The 19,921-nt window shown below is 72.7% G+C and carries 14 protein-coding genes; 4 read left to right on the top strand and 10 right to left on the bottom strand.

Annotated elements, in window-relative coordinates; translation table 11 throughout:
* Positions 1–15: 15 nt before the first annotated feature.
* The 6 genes from fabG to AB0J86_RS31630 all read right to left on the bottom strand — a co-directional run bounded on the left by fabG (position 16) and on the right by AB0J86_RS31630 (position 8,055).
* Positions 16–774, bottom strand: coding sequence for a 3-oxoacyl-ACP reductase FabG (fabG, locus tag AB0J86_RS31655; RefSeq protein WP_363861330.1), 759 nt, complete (start codon positions 772–774; stop codon positions 16–18).
* A gap of 18 nt (positions 775–792) precedes the next feature.
* On the bottom strand, positions 793–2,325 hold the full coding sequence (locus AB0J86_RS31650; RefSeq protein ID WP_363861329.1) for an FAD-dependent monooxygenase: 1,533 nt from the start codon (positions 2,323–2,325) through the stop codon (positions 793–795).
* Positions 2,322–2,954: a PadR family transcriptional regulator gene (locus AB0J86_RS31645; RefSeq protein WP_363861328.1), complete on the bottom strand. Its 633-nt coding sequence runs from the start codon at positions 2,952–2,954 to the stop codon at positions 2,322–2,324. The genes AB0J86_RS31650 and AB0J86_RS31645 overlap by 4 nt, the downstream gene beginning before the upstream one ends.
* An 83-nt stretch (positions 2,955–3,037) precedes the next feature.
* Positions 3,038–4,726: an alpha-amylase family protein gene (locus AB0J86_RS31640; RefSeq protein WP_363861327.1), complete on the bottom strand. Its 1,689-nt coding sequence runs from the start codon at positions 4,724–4,726 to the stop codon at positions 3,038–3,040.
* Between the two features lie 219 nt (positions 4,727–4,945).
* On the bottom strand, positions 4,946–6,517 hold the full coding sequence (locus tag AB0J86_RS31635) for a cellulose binding domain-containing protein (RefSeq protein WP_363861326.1): 1,572 nt from the start codon (positions 6,515–6,517) through the stop codon (positions 4,946–4,948).
* A 92-nt stretch (positions 6,518–6,609) separates the two neighbouring features.
* Complete coding sequence (locus AB0J86_RS31630; protein WP_363861324.1) at positions 6,610–8,055, bottom strand: cellulose binding domain-containing protein; 1,446 nt, start codon at positions 8,053–8,055, stop codon at positions 6,610–6,612.
* 239 nt (positions 8,056–8,294) lie between these two features.
* On the opposite strand from AB0J86_RS31630, the gene AB0J86_RS31625 reads away from it, so the two are divergent.
* Positions 8,295–11,555 carry a GH92 family glycosyl hydrolase gene (locus AB0J86_RS31625; RefSeq protein ID WP_363861323.1) on the top strand — a complete coding sequence of 1,087 codons (3,261 nt, stop codon included), beginning with the start codon at positions 8,295–8,297 and terminating at the stop codon, positions 11,553–11,555.
* Between the two features lie 113 nt (positions 11,556–11,668).
* Here AB0J86_RS31625 and AB0J86_RS31620 read toward each other — a convergent pair whose 3' ends face one another.
* The 4 genes from AB0J86_RS31620 to AB0J86_RS31605 form a co-directional block, all read right to left on the bottom strand.
* Positions 11,669–13,027, bottom strand: a complete 1,359-nt coding sequence (locus AB0J86_RS31620; protein ID WP_363861391.1) for a carbohydrate-binding protein — start codon at positions 13,025–13,027, stop codon at positions 11,669–11,671.
* Positions 13,028–13,435: 408 nt separating this feature from the next.
* Positions 13,436–14,359 carry a membrane protein insertase YidC gene (locus AB0J86_RS31615; RefSeq protein ID WP_363861322.1) on the bottom strand — a complete coding sequence of 308 codons (924 nt, stop codon included), beginning with the start codon at positions 14,357–14,359 and terminating at the stop codon, positions 13,436–13,438.
* A gap of 204 nt (positions 14,360–14,563) precedes the next feature.
* Positions 14,564–14,860: a DUF6412 domain-containing protein gene (locus AB0J86_RS31610; RefSeq protein WP_363861321.1), complete on the bottom strand. Its 297-nt coding sequence runs from the start codon at positions 14,858–14,860 to the stop codon at positions 14,564–14,566.
* A gap of 134 nt (positions 14,861–14,994) precedes the next feature.
* Entirely contained in the window at positions 14,995–15,834 is an 840-nt protein-coding gene (locus AB0J86_RS31605; protein WP_363861320.1) for a DUF559 domain-containing protein, read from the bottom strand.
* Positions 15,835–15,985: 151 nt separating this feature from the next.
* Here AB0J86_RS31605 and AB0J86_RS31600 point away from each other — a divergent pair, with 151 nt between their 5' ends.
* The 3 genes from AB0J86_RS31600 (at position 15,986) to AB0J86_RS31590 (ending at position 19,789) form a co-directional block, all read left to right on the top strand.
* A complete protein-coding gene (locus tag AB0J86_RS31600; protein ID WP_363861319.1) occupies positions 15,986–17,302 on the top strand; it encodes a glutamate--cysteine ligase in 1,317 nt (438 codons plus the stop codon).
* Between the two features lie 90 nt (positions 17,303–17,392).
* Positions 17,393–18,772, top strand: coding sequence for an FAD-dependent oxidoreductase (locus AB0J86_RS31595; RefSeq protein ID WP_363861318.1), 1,380 nt, complete (start codon positions 17,393–17,395; stop codon positions 18,770–18,772).
* 306 nt (positions 18,773–19,078) lie between these two features.
* Positions 19,079–19,789 (top strand): carbonic anhydrase, encoded by a 711-nt coding sequence (locus AB0J86_RS31590; RefSeq protein WP_363861317.1) that lies wholly within the window; start codon positions 19,079–19,081, stop codon positions 19,787–19,789.
* Positions 19,790–19,921: the final 132 nt, after the last annotated feature.

Genomic DNA, 19,921 nt, shown 5'->3' with positions numbered 1-19,921 from the left:
CGCCGGCCCCGCCCGTCAGTCCTTCGGGCCGCCGGCCACGTAGACCACCTGGCCGGAGACGAACGAGGCGCCCTCGCTGGCCAGAAACGAGACGGTGTGCGCGACGTCCTCCGGCCGTCCGATCCGGCGTACCGGGATCTCCTCCGCGACATGCTTCTGGAAGTCCTCGAAGCTGACGCCGATCCGGGCCGCGGTCGCGGCGGTCATGTCGGTCGCGATGAAGCCGGGCGCGACCGCGTTCGCGGTGATCCCGAACGGACCCAGCTCGATCGCCAGCGTCTTGGTGAAGCCCTGGAGGCCGGCCTTGGCGGCGGCGTAGTTGGCCTGGCCGCGGTTGCCGAGCGCGGAGGTGCTGGAGAGGTTGACGATCCGGCCCCAGCGCTGCTCCACCATGTACTTCTGCGCAGCCTGGGTGAACAGGAAGGCGCCCCGCAGGTGCACCCCCATCACCGTCTCCCAGTCCGCGTCGGTCATCTTGAACAGCAGGTTGTCGCGGAGCACCCCGGCGTTGTTGACCAGTACCCCGGGCGCGCCCAGCTCGGCGGCGACCCGCTCGACGGCCGCCTGCACCTGGGCCCGGTCGGAGACGTCGGCGCCGACCGCGAGGCCCCGGCCGCCGGCCGCGACGATCGCGTCGACCGTCGACTTGGCCGCCGACTCGTCCAGGTCGACGACCGCGACGGCGAGACCGTCGGCGGCGAGACGCCGGGCGGTGGCGGCACCGATGCCGCGGGCTGCGCCGGTCACGATGGCCACGCGGGACTGCTCCGACATTTTCTACCTCCCGGTAACTTAACTGGGCCCGGAGCTTAACCCAGCCGGCCGCCCGACCGGCAGGTGCGCGGACGGGTTGGCCGGTCGCGCCGGCGGGCCGTACCAGTGTTCCAGCGCCTGCCGGAGACCGCCGTCGGAGTCGTCGTCGTCCGTCCGCAGCCAGGCGGTGTGGCCGTCCGGTCGCAGCAGGATGGCGCGAAGTTCCGGATGGTCGGGACAGGTCGCGGTGACCGTGTCGACCCGGTCGGCCCAACCGTCGGCCGTCCCGCCGACGGCGTTTCCGGCGCACAGGTCGAGCAGGAGTCCCCGGCCGGTGGCCAGGAGCGCGGCGAGGCCGGTGGCGCCGGCACCGGTGGTCAGGGCGAGGCCGGGGGCGAGCCGTCCGACCCAGGGGTGGGTGCTCTCGGGGCGCATGTCGTAGCGGATGTCCAGGCCGGTGACGACCTCGGCGAAGGCGCGATTGCCGGCGGGATGGGCGGCGACGCGGGTGAGCAGGTCGACCAGGGGTGCGAGCCGGTCGTCGGCGTCGCCGAGCAGCACCTGGGCCCGGGTGCTCGCGAGCACCCGCGCGCCGACCGCGTGGCGCTCGGTGTGGTAGCTGTCGAGCAGATGCGCCGGGGCGTGCCCGCGTACCGTCGCCGCGAGCTTCCAGCCGAGGTTGAACGCGTCGTCGAGGGCCACGTTCACGCCGATCGCCCCGGCCGGTGGGTGGATGTGCGCGGCGTCCCCGGCCAGGAGCACCCGGCCCCGGACGTACTCGGCGGCCTGCCGGGCGGCGTCGCCGAACCGGGTCAGCCAGCGCGGGGCGCGCAGCGTGACGTGCCGCCCGAGCACGTCGTCCACCGCGGCCTGGAGCAGGTCCAGGGTGACCGGCGTGTCCTTGTCGGCGGGGGGTCGCGGATCGGCGGTGGCGATCCTGACGTAGCCGGGGCGGGGAATGACGAGCACGGTCCCGCCGGGGCCGGCGGTGGCACCGAACGGCAGCGCCGCGGGCTCGGCGAGTTCGACGTCGCCGAGCAGGGTGTAACGGCTCGCCCCGGTACCGGGGAAGTCGATGCCAGCCTGCTTGCGTACGGTGCTCCGGCCGCCGTCGCAGCCGACCAGATACGCGGCCCGGACGCGGTACTCGCGGTCGCCGGCGCTGACGGTGGCGGTGACGCACTCGCGGTCCTGTTCCAGGGCGCGCAGCTCGTGCCCGCGCCGGATCTCCACGCCGAGGCCGAGGGCGTGCGCCTCCAGGATCTCCTCGACCCGGGTCTGGGGGATGCCCAGCGAGTACGGGTGGTCGGTGCGCGCGCCGGCGAGGTTCAGCGTCACCGGCAGGCCGGAGAACGCGGCGTGCGGGACCGGCCATCCCTCGTCGACGAGCCGGTCCGCGAGCCCGCGCCGGTCCAGCAGGTCCAGGGCCCGGGCGTTGAGGTTGAAGCCCCGGCAGAAGTCGGGGCGCCGCGGCTCGCGTTCGATCAGGACCGTGTCGATCCCGGCGAGCCGGAGTTCGCAGGCGAGCAGGAGCCCGGCGGGGCCGGCCCCGACGACCAGCACCTCGGTCACTTCGCCCCCTCGGCGGCGGCGGGCGCGGACCAGGTCCAGCCCTGTTCGGTCCGTTCGACCCGGGGCCAGTAGAGGCTGCCGTCCCGGATTTCGGCGAGGGTCCGCCGGGTCCAGGCCAGCTCGGCCTCCCAGGCGTGCAGAGCGCACTCGACCTCGATCATGAACAGCCGGGGAACCCGGCCGGAGCCGACCGTCTCGGCCAGCACGGCGCTGGTCTCCTCGACCCGCCGACCCAGCTCCGCGGCGCGTCCGGCCAGCGCGTCCGCCGCCCGCTCCGGTCCGAGCGCCCCGAGGTAGGAGATCGCGGCCAGGAACTTCGGGTACTCCGCGACGGGCGTACGGACGAGCTCGTCCACCCAGCGGACGAATTCGTCCTGGCCGAGGGCGGTGGGCGCGTACACCGTCCGCTCCGGCCGCCGGCCGTCCCTCGCCGTCTCGACCGGCTCGATCCAGCCGTGCCGGACCAGCGCCTCGACCGTGTCGTACAACGACCCGGAGTTGACCTTGAAGCTGCTGTCCTTGTGCCGCTCCCGCAGGGTGGACGCCATCTCGTACGGGTGCATCGACCGCTCCTGCAGCAGCCCCAGTACGGCCAACGCCAGCGTGTTGGAGATCTTCCGCTTCGCCATCCGTATCACCGGTCCCTAATAGTCGGAACCTACTATACGGAGGCGACCATGAAGCGCAAGGTGCCCGACGGCGTTCCGCCGCCTCAGCCCGCGGAGGACGCCGCCGCGGCGGGACCGGCCCAGTCCTCCCAACCCCGGCGCAGCCGGATCCAGCGGTAGCCGTAGCCGGCGAGCCTCAGCGCGTCGAGCTTGCCCGGCGGCGGGTACTCCTTGTCGGAGAGCACGTCGTTCGGCAGGTCCGCCTCCTCGTAGAGGCTGCCGAGGTCCACGGTCACGTCGTCGGTACCGAGGTTGTGCAGGAAGAGCATGGCGCCGGTCCGGCCGTCCGCCCGGTGCGCGAGGACACCCGCCGGCAGCGGTACGTCCACGTGCGTACAGGCCCCGCAGCCCACCTCCGGCGCCTCGCGCAGCGTACGGATCATCCGCTCGAACCAGGCGAGCAGCGACCGCTGGTCGTGCCGCTGGAGCGTGACGTTGACCCGCTCGTAACTGAACTCCCCCTTGTCGACCACGGGCCGGATCAGCTTGTCGGCGGGCGCGCTGGAGAAGCCGCCGTTGGGCTTGAGCGACCACTGCATCGGGGTACGCAGCGCGTCCCGGCCCGGCAGCGAGAGGTCGTCGCCCATCCCGATCTCCTCGCCGTAGCGGAGCACCGGCGTGCCGCGCAGCGAGAACTGGAGCGAGTACGCCAGCTCGATGCGCCGCCGGTCGTTGCCGAGCATCGGCGCGAGCCGGCGCCGGATGCCGCGACCGTAGAGGCGCATGCGCTCCTCCGGGCCGAACTCCCGGAAGACGTCCTCGCGCTGCTCCGCGGTCAACCGGGACAGGTCGCTCTCGTCGTGGTTGCGCAGGAAGGTGGCCCACTGCCCGCCGCGCGGCAGGGCCGGGGTGGCGCGCAGCGCCTCGATGACCGGCTCGGGGTCCCGCCGCGCCAACGCCAGCAGCAGCCGACCGTTGAGCATGAAGTCGAAGAGCATGTGCAGCCGGTTGGCCGAGCCGCCCTGGTCGCCGAAGTACGCCGGCAGCTGGTCCGGCTCGACGTTCGCCTCGGCCAGCAGCACCGCGTCGCCCCGCCGCCACTGCGCGTGCTGGCGCAGCTCGGTGAGGAACTCGAAGTGCTTGGGCGAGTCCGCGTTGCCCGGCTCGGTCATCTCGATGATGAACGGCGCCGCGTCGATGCGGAACCCGGCCACCCCGAGCTGGAGCCAGAACGAGACGATCTTCTTGATCTCGGCCCGTACCGCCGGGTTGGCGATGTTCAGGTCGGGCTGGAAGTCGTAGAACCGGTGGTAGTACCACGCCTTGGCGGTCCGGTCGTAGGTCCAGGTCTCCCGCTGCTCGCCGGGGAAGACGATGCCCTGTCGGCGGTCCGGCGGGGCCTGGTCGGACCAGACGTACCAGTCCCGGTACGGCGAGTCCGGCGACGACCGGGCCGACTGGAACCAGGGGTGCTGGTCCGAGGTGTGGTTCACCACCAGGTCGATGATGACCCGGATGCCCCGGTTGCCGGCCTCGTGCAGCAGCTCGGCGAAGTCGCCGAGCGAACCGAGGCGCGGGTCGACCGTGTAGAAGTCGGTCACGTCGTAGCCGTCGTCGCGGTTCGGCGACGGGTGGATCGGATTCAGCCACAGGCAGGTCACGCCGAGCCGGGCCAGGTAGTCGAGCCGGCCGATCAGCCCCCGGATGTCACCGATCCCATCCCCGTCCGAGTCGGCGTACGTCTCCAGGTCCAGGCAGTAGACGACGGCCTCGGCGTACCAGCGGTCGCTCATACCGGAGTGCTATTTCCGTACCGCGCCCCGGCCAAACCCGCGACCACGCCGGCTCGACCCCGCACCGGCTCGGCGCCGACGGGGTCGAACCGGCCGGCGGAGGTGTCCAAACGCGAGCGGGTGCCGCGGCCAGCGAATCCACCGCCGATCTAGGGCAAATCCTCGTGAATAGAGATCCACTAGCAAGGATTTGCCCTAGATCGGCGAGGTGGGATCGGGTCAGTACTGCGCGGTGATCGAGGTGAACTCCCAGGTGTTCTGGGCGATGCCGCTGCAGTTGGCCACCACGCCGCCGCCGGGGCAGGGCCGGTCGCGGTTGACCGCCCAGTAGGTGAACCGGGCCAGGGAGCGGGCCTTCGCCCAGTCCCGGATCTGCGTCCAGGTCGCCGGCGTGGTCAGCTCCTGCTGGTCGGAGAGCCCGTTCATGCCCGAGATCCCCATGTGCTGGTACGCGGTCGCGTCGGACCAGCCGAAGGCCGTCTTGAGCTGGTTCTTCAGCCCCTCGGCGGCGTTGACGGTGCTCTGGTACATGTTCGCCCCGCCGCCGAAGTCGAACGGCATGATGGTGAAGACGTCGACGTTCGCCTGGAGCGCCGCCGCCTGGTTGATCAGGCGCTTGCCGGTGTCCGACGGGCCGGAGGTCGACGTACCGAAGGTGAGGATCGTCTTGATCCCCGGGTTGTTCTGCTTGACGATCTTCAACGCGCCGAGGATGCGGTCCTGCACGACCGGGTTCTCGAACTCGTCGCTGTTCTCGATGTCGACGTCGATCGCCTTGAGGTTGAACGCGTTGATGACCTGCTGGTACGCGCCGGCCAGCGCGGACGCCGACGAGCAGTTCGGGCCGAGCTTGTTGCCGCTCCAGCCGCCGATGGACGGGATCACGTCGCCACCGGCGGCCCGGATCGCGTTGATCGTGCTGGCGTGCACCCCGCCGGTCAGCGAGCCGGAGCCGTCCCAGGCCGGCGTGCAGCCGCCGCCGGAGAGGATGAACGCGATGGTGAACCACCTGACCCCGGTCGCGCTCATCACGGTCGCGGGCGCGGGCGGGTCACCCCAGCCCGGGTAGAGGTACGGCGCCGCGGCCATGCTGCCCCCGCCGCCGGTACAGCCGGTGGTGGTCGCCGAGACGGCCGCCGACTTCGCGGACTCGCCGGAGGAGTTGTAGGCGGCCACCGTGTAGCTGTGCGCGGAGCAGGCGGCCAGGCCGGAGACGGTGGCGGAGGTACCCGTCACGGTGGCCCGTACCGTCGTGCCCTCGTAGACCCGGTAGCCGGTGACCGTACCGGAGGAGGCGTTCCAGGCCAGCGAGATCGAGGTGTTCGCGGTGCCGGTGACCCGTACGTTGCCGGGCGTGCCCGGCGCGCCGGGGTTGGTCGGCGGCGGGGTCGAGCCGCCGGAGCAGGACGCGCCGTTGACCGTGCAGTTCGTCGGGTCGCCGGTGCCCGCCACGACGAAGCCGAAGCTGGTGCTCGCGCCCGCGCCCAGCGCGCCGTTCCAGCTGGCGTTGGTGGCGGTGTAGTGCTGGCCGGAGCGGGCGACGTTGGCGTCCCAGGAGGAGCTGATCGCGCTGCCGCTGGGCAGGTCGAACTGCACGTTCCACGAGCTGATCGGGGACGAGGTGTTGTTCGTGACGGTGAACCTCGCCTCGTACCCGTTGCTCCAGCTGGAGGTGCGGACGAAGGCGGCGGTGGCGGCGGACGCGGCCGGCGCGGCCACGACGGTCGCCGCGAGGACCGCGGCGGCCAGGGCGGCGGCGGACGCCGCCGCGCGCAGGGGGGTGAGTCTCACGGGTGCCTCCAGGTCGGGGGTTGACGGTGGCGGTGAGTGGGTGGGTCGGATCGGCCCCGGGGGTACGGGGGCCAGGGCAGCGGGTACCGGGGTCAGGGCAGCGTGGCGAGGTGCGGCTTGACGGTGCGGGCGAAGGTGTTGCCGTTGCTCACGTCCCAGTTGACGGACCAGGTCATCGCGCCGCGGATGCCGGGATAGGTGCGCGGCGGCCGGAAGCTGCCGCAGTTGGTGGCCCGGGCCAGGCAGTCGAGCGCCTGGTTGACCAGGGACGGTGCGACCACCCCGCCGCCGGCCGCGCCGGGTCCGGCGGGCAGGCCGAGCGCGACCTGGTCGGGGCGCAGTCCGGCCTCCAGTTGCAGGCAGGCCAGCGCGGTGAGGAAGTTGACGGTCCCCTGCGAGTAGGCGAAGCTCTGGTCGCAGCCGAGCATCGAGCCGGAGTTGTAGTACTGGGTGTGGACCACCGTGAGGATGTCGCGGATGTCCAGCGCCAGCTTGAAGTACGAGGCCGAGGGCGACTGCATGTCGATGGTCTGCGGCGCCATCGTGATGATCAGTCCGCTGCCGATCCGGCCGCGCAGCGACCGCAGGGCCTGCGCCATGTACGTCGGGTTGAGCCCGTTCTCCAGGTCGATGTCGACGCCGTCGAAGCCGTACTGCTGGATCAGGCCGGCCATGGTGTTGCTGAAGTTCGTCGCCGAGGTCGCGTCGTTCACCGCGACCCGGCCGGCCTCGCCGCCCACGGAGAGGATCACCTTCTTGCCCCGGGCGTGCAGGGTCTGCACGTCGGCGCGGAAGTCCGCGTCGGTGTAGCCGCCCAACGCCGCCGACAGCCCGGCGTCGACGCCGAACGCGACCGCGCCGGGGGTGCCGGTCGCCTCGGCGAAGGCGACGGCGACCAGGTCGTAGTCGTTCGGTACGTCGCGCAGCCGCAGTTCGACGGCCGGGTTGACGAAGTTGTGCCAGTAGCCGGTGAGGAAGTGCTTGGGCAGTCCCGTGTTCGGGGGTGGGCTGGTGGGTGGCGGTGTGGTGGGCGGTGGCGTGGTGGGTGGTGGCGTGGTGGGCGGCGGGGTGGTGGCCGGTGGGGTGGTGGGGGTGGTGCCGCCGGCGCAGGGTTGGTTGTTGATGGTGCAGTTGGTGGGGGTTCCGGGTCCGGTGGCGTTGAAGCCGAAGCTGGTGCTTGTGCCGGGGGTGAGGGTGCCGTTGTAGGTGCGGTTGGTGAAGGTGTGGTGGGTGCCGGTGGTGGTGAGTTGGGTGTCCCAGTAGGTGCCGATGGTGGTGCCGGTGGGGAGGTCGAGGGTGAGGGTCCAGGTGGTGATGGTGGTGGGGCCGGGGTTGGTGATGGTGTATTTGCCTTCCCAGCCGGTGCCCCAGTCGCTGGTTTTGGTGAAGGTGGCGGTGGGTCCGGCGGCGTAGGCGGGGGTGGTGAGCGCGATTGCGGCGGTGGTGGCGGTCAGGGTGGTGGTGAGGGTGGCGAGTAGGAGCGTGCGGGTGCGCGAAGGTGGCCGGGAGCGTGGGTGGGGTGTGTGGGGGCGGGTCATGGGTGGCCTCCACCGGGGGTGTGGGGGTATTGAGGTGCGTCGACGGTTCGCCAATTATTAGGACTGTTAACTGTTCCTGTCCAGACCCCGACGGTGTTGACAGACATCAGTAGTCGTACTTGTCTATGGATCAACCCCTGACAACGTTGTAACCCCGCGCCGTGAATGCCGGGTCGCACGCTGGCCGGGGCCGCGCACCGCACGTCCGACCGTTCCACCACCCCCATCACGGAGGACGCATGCCGCACACCGCCCGGCGGGCCCCGCTCGCCACCCCGTCCGCGAGAGCGCTGGTCGCCGCGACCCTGGCCGCATCCACCGTGGCCGCCACGGTCCTCGCCGCGCCCGCCCTGGCCGCCGCACCCGACGACACCGCCCGGACCAGCGCCGCCGCACCCGACGACACCACCCGGACCAGCGCCGCCGCGCCCGACGACACCGCCCGGACCAGCGCCGCCGCGCTCGCGCTGACCCAGCACGTCAACCCGTTCATCGGTACCGACGACAGCAACTCGCCCGACCCGGTCGGCGGCGGCGCGGGCGGCAGCACCGTACCCGGGCCCGTCGCGCCCTTCGGGATGGTCCAGTTCAGCCCGGACACCCCGACCGCCTCCCCCTCCGGCTACCGCTTCGCGGACACCAAGATCGAGGAGTTCAGCCTCACCCACTTCAACGGCGCCGGCTGCGCCAACAACGAGAACCTGGCGATCCTGCCGATCACCGGCGCGCTCGGCGCCTCGCCCGGTACGAGCTGGACCTCGTACGCGGCGACGCAGACCAAGAGCGCCGAGGTGGCCGGGGCCGGCTACTACCGGACGGTGCTCGGCAACTACGGCAACACCCAGGTCGAACTCTCGGCCACCAAGCGCACCGGGATCATGCGGCTGAGCTACCCGGCCGGCACCGCCTCCCGGGTGCTGGTCAACCCCGGCCGCAGCGCCACCGGCAACCGCACCAGCACGCTCGCCATCAGCGGCTCCACCGTGACCGGCAGCCTCACCGGCGGCGGCTTCTGTGGCAGCGCCAAGACGTACCAGATCTACTACCGGATCGAGTTCGACCGGGCGCCCAGCGGCGTCGGTACCTGGGTCGGCGGTACCGTCAGCGCCGGCTCGACCAGCGCCAGCGGCGTGAACTCCGGCGGTTACCTCACCTTCGACACCACCGCCAACCAGGTGGTGCAGGCGAAGATCGGTATCTCGTTCGTCAGCCAGGCCGGGGCGCAGGCCAACCTCGCCGCCGAGCAGTCCGGCTTCGACTTCGCCGGCGTACGGGCCGCGGCCGACGCCGACTGGAACGCGATGCTCAGCCGCGTCCAGGTCGGCGGCGGCAGCGCCACCGACCTGCAGAAGTTCTACACCGCCCTGTACCGGGTGCTGATCAACCCGAACCTCGCCAGCGACGTCACCGGCCAGTACCTCGGCTTCGACAACGCGGTACACACCGCCGGCCACCCCGTCTACCAGAACTACTCCGGCTGGGACATCTACCGCTCCTGGGCCTCCCTGGTCGCGCTGATCGCTCCGGCCGAGGCCACCGACATCGCCCGGTCGATGGTCCTCGACGGCCAGCAGGGCGGCCTGCTACCGAAGTGGTCACACAACCAGAACGAGGCGTTCATCATGACCGGCGACCCCGGTCCGATCATCGTGAGCAGCCTCTACGCGTTCGGCGTACGGGACTTCGACACCGCCGCCGCGCTCGCCCTGATGCACGCCAGCTCCAACGGCGGCACCACGCAGGGCAGCCCGATCCGCGGCCGGCAGAGCGGCTACACCAGCCTCCAGTACATCCACGAGAACCCGTCGGACTCGATGGAGTACTCCGCCTCGGACTTCGCCGTCGCCCAGTTCGCCCGCGCGCTCGGCGACACCGCCAAGTACCGCACCTACATCCAGCGCGCGCAGTGGTGGCGCAACGTCTTCAACCCCGAGTCGCAGTACGTCCACGACCGCAACTCGGACGGCACCTGGCCGTGGCCGCTGGACCCGGCCAACCCGAGCGGCTACACCGAGGGCAACGCCGCGCAGTACAGCTGGATGGTCCCGTACAACTTCGCCGCGCTGATCGCCATGATGGGCGGCCGGCAGACCGCCGTGCAGCGGCTCGACCACCACTTCACCCAGCTCAACGGCGGGCTCTCCCGGCCGTACTTCTACATCGGCAACGAGCCCGAGCACGGGGTGCCGTGGGCGTACCACTTCGCCGCGCACCCCTCCGGTACCAGCTCGGTGGTCCGGCGGGTGATGGAGGAGTCGTTCACCACCGGTCCGGGCGGGCTGCCCGGCAACGACGACCTCGGCGCCACCTCCGCCTGGTACGTCTGGGCGGCGCTCGGCATGTACCCGCCGACGCCCGGCGCGGACACCCTCGCGCTGCACGGCCCGCTCTTCGGCTCGATCCTGATCGACCGGCCGGGCGGGGACATCCAGATCAACGCCGGCGGCGCCGGGCCGGGCGCACCGTACGTGCAGAGCCTCGCCGTGAACGGCACCGCCACCCAGCGCACCTGGCTGCGGTACGGGGACCTGGCCGGCGGCGCCACCCTCACGTACGCCATGGGAGCCGCGCCGAGCGGTTGGGGCACCAACCCGGCCGACGTACCGCCCTCCTTCACCGACGGCTTCGCCCCGCCGGCCGCGCCGGAGCTGGGGGCCAACCTGGCCGCGGGCAGGCCGGCCACCGGTTCGGAGCCGTGCGCGGCGACCGAGGGCCCGGCCGAGGCGTTCGACGGCCGGCTCGGCGCGGACAGCAAGTGGTGCTCGAAGGTGAGCGGCACCAAGTTCCTCCAGGTGGACCTCGGCTCGGCGCAGCAGGTTGGCTCGTTCGTGGTGAAGCACGCCGGGCTGGGCGGGGAGAACACCGGCTGGAACACGGGTGCCTTCACGATCCAGACCAGCACCGATGGCAGCACCTGGACGACCCGGGCAACGGTCTCGGGCAACCGGACCAGCCGCACCTACCACCCGGTCACGCCGGTCTCGGCGCGGTACGTCCGATTGAACGTGACCACCCCGGCCAACGACGGCAACACCGCGGCCCGGATCACCGAGTTCGAGGTTTACGCCCCGCCGACCGGCCCGACCAACCTGGCGGCCGGGCGTACCGCCACCGCCGACTCGTCCTGCACCACCGCGCAGAACCCCGCCAAGGCGGTCAACGGCAGCGTCTCGGCCGGCCAGGACGACAAGTGGTGCTCGCTCGGGACGAGCAAATGGTGGCAGGTCGACCTCGGCTCCGCCCGGGCGCTGACCTCGGTGACCGTGCGGCACTCGGGGGCCGGCGGGGAGAGCCTGGACTGGAACACCCGGGACTTCGACCTCCAGGTCTCCCTCGACGGTACGAACTGGACGACGGTCGCGCAGGCCCGGGGCAACACGGCCAGCGTGACGACCCACCCGGTCTCGGCCACGGCCCGCTACGTACGCCTCAACGTGATCACCCCGACCCAGAACACCAACCAGGCCGCCCGCGTCTACGAGGTGGAGGTCTGGGGGTAGTGACGCCCGGGCCCGGAGCCTGACCCGGAGCGCGGCAGCGCTCCGGGCCCGGGACACTCTGCCCGGCCCGGAGCGCGGCAGCGCTCCGGGCCCGGGACGGGGTGCGGCGCCCGTCAGCGCCGGAAGGTGAACCAGTTGACGTTGACGAAGTCGCTCGGCTGCCCGCTGGTGAAGGTCAGGTAGACGGTGTGCACGCCCGTCACCGCCGAGACGTTCCCGGGTACCGACCGCCAGCTCTGCCAGCCGCCGGTGTTCCCCACCGCGAAGCCGCCGATCGGGGCGCTGGTCGGGCTGTCGATCCGTACCTCGACCAGCCCGCTGACCCCACCGGCCGCGCCCGACGCGACCCGCGCGACGAAGTCCCGGGGCGGGGTCGAACCGAAGTCGATCCGGTCGTACCGGGCCCAGTCGCCGTTGGCCAGGTTCGACAGGTTCTGCCCACCCTCGCTGCATGTCTCGACCCCGGCGCCGCTCTGCCCGTTGAACGCCTCGGCCTCGATCGTCGAGTAGGCACTGCCCCCGCCGCCGCCGGGCGGGGTGGTGGGCGGCGTGGTCGGCGGGGTGCCGCCGCCACCGCGGCTGTAGACGGCCACGTAGTCGACGAGCATCGACCGGCCCGAGACGGTGGCGGAGGTCGGGGTGGTGGTGCCCGCCACGCCGTTCGGGAACGAGCCGCCCATCGCCACGTTGAGCAGCAGGAAGTAGCCGGCGTGGTTGGTCATGTTGCCCCAGTGCGGCTGCCCGACCTGCGTCTGGGTCACCGTGTGGTACTGCTGGCCGTCGACGTACCAGCGCAGTTGCTGCGGGTTGACGCTGGCGTCCCACTCGAAGCGGTACGTGTGGAACGCCGACTGGCACGTCGAGCCGGGGCAGGCCCGGTTGGCGCCGAGGCCGTTGAACTCGTTGCACGGCCCGCCCGGCGCGACGCCGCAGTGCAGCACCCCGTACACGGTGTTGAGGCCGTTGACGTTCTCCATCACGTCGAACTCGCCGATGCTCGGCCAGTTCTGGTAGTTGCCCCGGTACGGCGCGCCCAGCGCCCAGAACGCGGGCCAGTAGCCGGCCGCCGCGGCGCCGGTGACGTTCGGCATCTGGATGCGACCCTCGATGGCGAGCACGCCACCGGAGGGCGGCTTGAAGTTCGTCCGTACCGTCTCGATGCGGGCGGAGGTCCACTGGCCGGAGGAGCCGCGGACCGGGGTGATCCGCAGGTTGCCGGCGCCGTCGTGACTGACGTTGGTGGTGCTGTTGGTGTAGGTCTGGATCTCGCCGGTGCCCCAGTTGGGCGGGCCGCCCGGGTAGCTGGTCCCGGTGTCGATGATCCAGTTGGCGGCGGACGGCAGCGTGTTGGCCGCGCCGGTGAAGTCGTCGCTCCACACCAGGCTCCAGCCGGCCGGAGGCGGCGGTACCGCCGCGCGGGCGGTGACGCTGACCGCCGCCACGGCGGTGGTGATCACGGTGAGTACGGCCATGAGCCGGATGGGGCGGCCGGCCCACGGGGACCGGCGCGGGTACGGGTGCCGGACCGCGCCGGTGCCGGGGTCCGGACCGGCGACGCGCGCCGGCCGCAGCGGAGGCTGGACTGTCATGGTGGTGGCCTCTCTTCGGGGGACGATCTTGGGGGACGGTGCTTCCTGGGGAGGGTGCTTCCTGCTGACGGCGCCTCCGACCGTGCTTCCCGGGGGACGGTGCTTGCCTCCCGACGGTGCTTCCCGGGGGGCAGTGCTTGCCTCCCGACGGTGCTTCCCGGGGGACGGTGCTTGCCTCCGGACGGTGCGTCGGAGTCGGACGGGGACGGGGACGGCGGGCCGTGGTGACGCGGCGCGGGAGACACGGGGCTGCGCCGGCGATTGAGAGAGCGCTCTCTCTTCCCTCGATTTCTACGACGCGGCGCCCAACATGTCAACAGCCGTCGATGCCTTCTCCCGCCGCAGCACCCCCTGCTCCAGCGCCGTCCAGGCGGTGGTGGTGACCAGATAGAGCACCGCCGCCAGCGGTACGACCGCCGCCGCGAGCAGGGTCGTGTACGGGAGCAACGGCATGATCTTGACCAGCAACCCGGCCCCGGGCAGTTCCGGCGCCGCGCCGGTCGGGTTCGTGCCGGCCGCCGCGTTCCGCGCATTCCTGCCGGCCGCCGCTCCCGCCGCGCTGGCAGCGCCCCCGACCTTCGCGGCGTTGGCGGTGGCGGCGTTAGCGGCGTTGGCGGTGGCGGCGTTAGCGGCGGTGGCGGTGGCAGCGGCGTTAGCGTTCGCGGCGTTGGCGGCGGCCGAGCGGCGGATCCGGCGGGACGAGAGCCAGGCGGTACCGGCGAGCAGCGCGAGGAGCACGCCGAAGACGGGTCCGGCCGCCCCGCCGAGACCGTCGCCGAGATGCTGCCCCAGCGGTACCCCGAAGAGCCGCTCCGCGAGCAACCCGCCGCCGACGGCCGCGCCGGCCGAGGTCGCGAAGAGGTGGTACATGACGACGAAGAACGGCGCCTGGAGCAGGCCCGGCAGGCAGCCCGCCAGCGGGGAGGTGCCCGCCTCGCGGTGGAGCGCCATCAGCTCGTTCCGGAGCTTCTCCGGCTCGCGGGCGTACCGCCGCCGCAGGTCGGCGATCCGCGGGGCGAGCGCGGCCTGGCGACGCTGCCCCCGGATCTGCGCCCAGGTCAGCGGTGAGATCAGCAACCGCACGGCAATGGTGAACAGGACGATGGCGCAGGCGGTGGCCGCCGACCCGGCCAGCGGGGCGACGGCGTCGGCGAGCGCGGTGACGACGGTGGCGGCGACGCCCACGGCGCCGTCGAGTGGTGCGAAGGCAAGCATGGGAAGACCTCTCGGCTCGATTCCGGAAACCCGCCCGGAAGGGGGCGGTCGACGACCCCGGTGATCCGGGGCGCCGGGCGTGTCTCGTGGCGCTCCTCGGAGCGGAACTCCGTGGAGCGGGACACGCCCGGGGCGGAATCGGCCGCGCGGCGGCGGCATGATGACCCCTCCGGCATCCGACCGGACGGGTGGTGGTCAGCGGCGCTACGCGGCCGAGAGGAACGCCGACGGTGCGCGCGGACGGGGTCGGCCGGCCGAGTCGGGGTCGAGCTGGCGCGGTACCCGCAGTCGGCGGGCCCGGTCCCGCAGGGTCGCCGCCCGACGGGCGGAATCGACCGTGCCGACCGGGCGGACGACGACGCGTACCGCGATGGCGACGGCGAACATCGCCGCGGCCAGCGCCGCCCCGGCGAGCAGCTCGGCGGGGTGCACGGAGATCGAGGCGAGCTGCGCACCCGCGTACGCCCAGAGCCCCGTCAGCAGCATCCCGATGCCTGGCACGACGACAGACTAACCGCCCCTGTCACGCCCCGGAGAGCCGCGGCTTGACCGATCTTGTGCGAATCGGCCCCTGAGGGGCCCTGGTCGTACCAAGATCGCAGGCCCGGTATCCCGATCGCGGAGCCGGGTGCCGCTCAACCCCCGTCCCAGCCGGCCGCTCGGAGCGCCGACTCGACCTGCGCGAGCACCTGTTCCGGCTGCTCGCGTACGGCCCAGGCCGGAAAGCGGAGCACCCGATCGCCCGCGATCCAGAGCTCGTTCTGTCGGCGCATGTCCTGCCAGGCGGTACGCGGGTCGAGGTGCTGCCCACCGTCGATCTCGACGTGCAGCCGCCAGCGCTCGAAGTACACGTCGAGGTACCGGCGCCGCCCCGACCCGTCGTACCGGATTCGCTGACGGGTCGGCTCGGGCAGCCCGGCCCGCCGGACCAGGCCGAGGAAATCCAGCTCGGGCAGCGAGTGCGAGCCTCCGGCGGAGTCGGCGGCCGTCCGGATGATCAGACTCCGCCGACGCACCCGGGACATCCCCGCCAACACCCGTGCGATCTCGTCGCCCCAGACGAGCCGCTGCTGGTAGCCGGCCGCGATGATGGCCCTGGCCTCGTTGTCGCTGCGGGCCCAGGCGGCGGCGTCGACGAGGGACCGGGCCGGCATGGTCCGGGGCGGCCGGCCCACCGGGAGGACGTCCTCCGGGCCGAACAGCGTCGTGCGGTGGACCACCACGCCGGGCGGGGCGTACCTGGTCCGCAGCGCGGCGGGAAGCAGCAGGTGAATGCGGCCGTCGCCGTACCGGTTGAGGCCCCACGCCTGCGCGGCCGTCAGCCCGCCAAGCACCGCACGGCCGCCGGTGGCGAGTACCGCGATCCAACGGGTCTGCTCGACGTCGACCGGGCCGTTGTGGGTGACGAAGACGGCACGGGTGACCTGCCGCCATCGGCCGGTCGCCGCCCGGTGCCGCAGCGCCTTGCGCGACATGAACCGCGCTACGACGGGCGCCGCCACCCCGACGCCCGCCCGCATCGCACCGGCGGCGCGTCCGGTCGCGGCCCGGACGCGTTTCCCGGACCGGCCACCCTGGGTAATTGAATCGTCGGGACCGCCGACCAGCTGGTCCGGACATATCGTGATGAAGGCGGTGGTGATGATGGCCGGAGACGTGGCCTCATGGGTGGGCCGGGCGACCGCCGGCGTGCTGCGCGAGCGCATCGCCGGCCGCTCCGCGCTGCCCGACCTCGACCCGTCCGCCGTGCGGGCGGGCGACGGGCGCCCCGCCGGAGAAAACCCGTACCCCGTCCTCGGCGCACCGGCCGCGACCCGCGTCGTCGAGCCCGAGCCGGAACCGGTCTCCGGACCGGAGCTGCTCACAGTCGGCGTCGAGGAGGAGTTCCTGCTCGTCGACCCGGCCACCGGGATGGCCGTACCGGCGGTGGAGCGGGTCCTCGACAAGGTGGCGCCCGAGCTGCGCGGGCAGGTGCAGCACGAGTTCCAGACCAGCCAGATCGAGATCGGCAGCCCGCCCGGCCTGGAACTCTCCGCGCTGCGGCACTCGCTGGGGCTGCTGCGCACCGGCCTGTCGAAGGCGGCCGAGGAGGCCGGCGCGCGGCTGCTCGCCGTCGGTACGGGCCCGGTGGAGGGACCCGTACCGCCAATCGTCGGCAAGCCCCGCTACCACCGGATGATCGAACGGTTCCGCCTGCTCTCGCCCGGCCCGGGCTGCAACGGCATGCACGTGCACGTCGGCGTCGCGGACCGCGAGGTGGCCGTGCAGGTGCTCAACCACCTGCGCCCGTGGCTGCCGATCCTGCAGGCGGCCACCGCCAACTCGCCGTTCCACGCCGGCGCCGACACCGGGTACGCCAGCTGGCGCTCGGTGCTCTGGTCGCACTGGCCCTCGGTCTCGCCGACGCCCTGGCTGGAGTCGTACGCGCACTACGAGCGCCTGCTGGACGAGCTTGTCGACACCGGGATGCTGCTCGACGAGGGGATGCTCTACTGGTACGCCCGGCTCTCCGCGACGTACCCGACCGTGGAGATCCGCGTCGGCGACGTCTGCCCGAGCCTGGACGGCACGATCCTGATCGCGGCCCTGGTCCGGGCGCTGGTCGGTACGGCCCTGAACGACATCGAGGCCGGCCGCCCCGCCCCCCGGATCGACCACCACCTGCTCGTCGGGGCGCACTGGCGGGCCGCGCACGACGGGCTGGCCGGCGCCGCCGTCGATCTCGACTTCGGCGGTACCCGACCCGCGTGGTCGCTGCTGCACCGGCTGGTCGACAAGGTCCGCCCCGAACTCGAACGGCACGGCGACCTCGCCCTCGTGACGACGCTGCTGGACCGGCTGCGGTCGCACGGTACCGGTGCCGCCCGGCAGCGCGCGGTCTACGCCCGTACCGGTGATCTCCTGGCCGTCGTCGACGACCTGGCGCGGCAGACGCGTGGCTGAGCCCGGCGGCGCCGCGCCGCGCCCGGAGAAGGCTCGACCGGACCGGGCGGCGCGATCGGGCGGCCGGGGCCGGCGCGACGGGGCGGAGCCATGACCGAACGGGTGGTGGTGATCGGTGGCAGCGCGGGCGGCATGGCGACGGCCTCCCAGGCGCGCCGGCTGCGCGGGCCCGACGACCTGCGGATCGTCGCGTTCGAACGGGGCAACTACACGTCGTACTCGGCCTGCGGCATCCCCTACTGGGTGGGCGGGCTCGTCCAGAACGCGGACGACCTGATCGCCCGGGACCCGGCGACGTTCCGGGACGAGTTCGCCATCGACGTACGCACGCACCACGAGGTCACCGCGATCGACCTGAACCGGCGCGAGGTGGTGGCCCGGGACCTGCGTGGCGGCGGGGAGCACCGCGAGCCGTTCGACACCCTGGTGTACGCCACCGGCGCGGTGCCCCGGGTGCCCGACTGGGCGCGGGGCGGGCCGGAGGGAATCTTCGGGGTACAGACCCTCGACGACGGCGCGGCGCTGCTGGCCTGGCTGGACGCCGAGCCGACCCCACGTCGGGCGGTGGTGGCCGGCGGCGGCTACATCGGGGTGGAGATGGCCGAGGCGCTGGTCCGGCGCGGGCTGGACGTCACCCTGGTGGAGCGGCGCGACGAGCCCATGTCGACCGTGGACCCGGACATGGGCGCCCTGGTCCGGGCGGCGCTCTGCGAACTCGGCATCGACGTGCGCAGCGGGCGGGAGATACACGGGTTGGTCGCCTCGGACGGTCGGGTCCGCGCGGTCCGGACCGACGCCAGCGAGATCCCCGCCGACGTGGTGGTGCTGGGCCTGGGCGTACGCCCGAACAACGCGTTGGCGCGGACCGCGGGCCTCCCGCTCGGGTCGACGGGCGGGGTCCTGGTCGACCCGCGGATGCGGGTCCAGGGCCTCGACGGGGTCTGGGCGGCCGGCGACTGCGTGGAGACCCGGCACCGGCTCACCGGGCAGCCGGTGCACATCCCGCTCGGCACGTACGCGAACAAGCAGGGCCGGGTGGCGGGAATCAACATCGGCGGCGGGTACCTCACCTTTCCCGGGGTGCTCGGCACGGCGGTGACAAAGGTCTGCGAGCTGGAGGTCGGCCGTACCGGGCTGCTGGAGCGCGAGGCGCGGCAGGCCGGGTACGACTACGCCGTGACGCGCGTCGAGTCGCACAACCAGGCGGGCTACCTGCCGGATGCGGCGCCGATGACGGTGAAGCTGCTCGCCGAGCGGCGTACCGGGCTGCTGCTCGGGGCGCAGATCGTCGGCCGGTCACACGCCGCGAAGCGGATCGACGCACTGGCCGTGGCGCTGTGGAACGAGATGACGGTGGAGGAGATGGCCGGGCTCGACCTCGGCTACGCGCCGCCGTACTCACCGGTCTGGGATCCGGTGCTGATCGCGGCCCGCAAGGCCGCCGACGCGGTACGCGCCGCCGGCTGCTGACGTCGGGGGCCTCGCCGAGCCCAGCGGCCGGCTCCGGCAGGTCCGTCGGCGGGGACCGGCCAGGTCCGGAGGCGGGGACCGGGCGAACAGGTTCCGGTCGGTCACTCAAGTTGTCCAGATCACTGTCTGGAACACGACTGATCGGGCCTGCCCAGGTCAGCACACTCGATGCGTTTCGCCGGCTCCGTCCGCTCTTTTGCGCTCCGTTCCCACGACGCAGTATCGGCAGATCTTCGCCGCGCGGGAGTCACTCCCCCGCGGCGGACTCCTCACCCCTGCCCGTACCGCGTACGAAGGGAACCTCTCTTGTCGCACCTGCTCTCCCGCCGATCGCTGCTCGCGGCCGGCGGCCTGACCGCGGCCGGAGCGGCCGGCCTCGCCACGGCCGGCCCCGCCGCCGCTGCCGCCCCGGCGACGGAAGCGCCGCCGGCCAACCCGGACGCGGCGCTGCGGCGCCTGCTCGACGGCAACCGGCGCTTCGTCGCCGGCCGGGCCCGCCACCCCCACCAGTCGCCGCGTCACCTGCGGGAACTCGCCAGCGGCCAGCACCCGTTCGCGATCACACTCGGCTGCGCCGACTCCCGCGTACCGCCCGAACTCCTCTTCGACCAGGGCCTCGGCGACCTCTTCGACAACCGGGTCGCCGGCAACATCGTCGACGACCTGCTCCTCGGCAGCATCGAGTTCGCGATCGAGGAGTTCCACCCGCTGGTGCTGGTCGTCCTCGGACACGAGCGGTGCGGCGCCGTCTCGGCCACCGTCAACGCGCTGCAGGGCGGCGAGAGCGCGCCTGGCCACATCGGGGCGATCGTCGAGGCGCTGCGGCCGATCATCGAGCCGCTGATCGGCACCGAGACCGACGTGGTGGAGGCGGGCGTGCGGGCCAACGTCCACGCCCAGGTCCAGCAGCTCCTCGCGACCAGCGAGATCGTGGCCGAGAAGGTGCAGACCGGGACCCTCAAGGTCGTCGGTGCCCGCTACGACCTCGACGACGGTCGGGTGACCCTGGTCGACTGAGCCGGGAGAGCGGCGAGCACGTCGAACCGGCCGCCGGGGCGGCGTTGGGCGTACGCCGCGGCGAGGAGTTCGGCCGGCCGGTCGGCGCCGACCTGCACGACCAGGCTGGCCGCTCCGCGCCGCACCGGTCGG

Origin of the sequence: Micromonospora sp. NPDC049559 (assembly GCF_040676675.1) — a bacterium.
Taxonomy (GTDB): domain Bacteria; phylum Actinomycetota; class Actinomycetes; order Mycobacteriales; family Micromonosporaceae; genus JBFAPK01.
The sequence above is the reverse complement of the archived record's forward strand: the minus strand, read 5'-3'. Positions and strand labels throughout refer to the sequence as shown.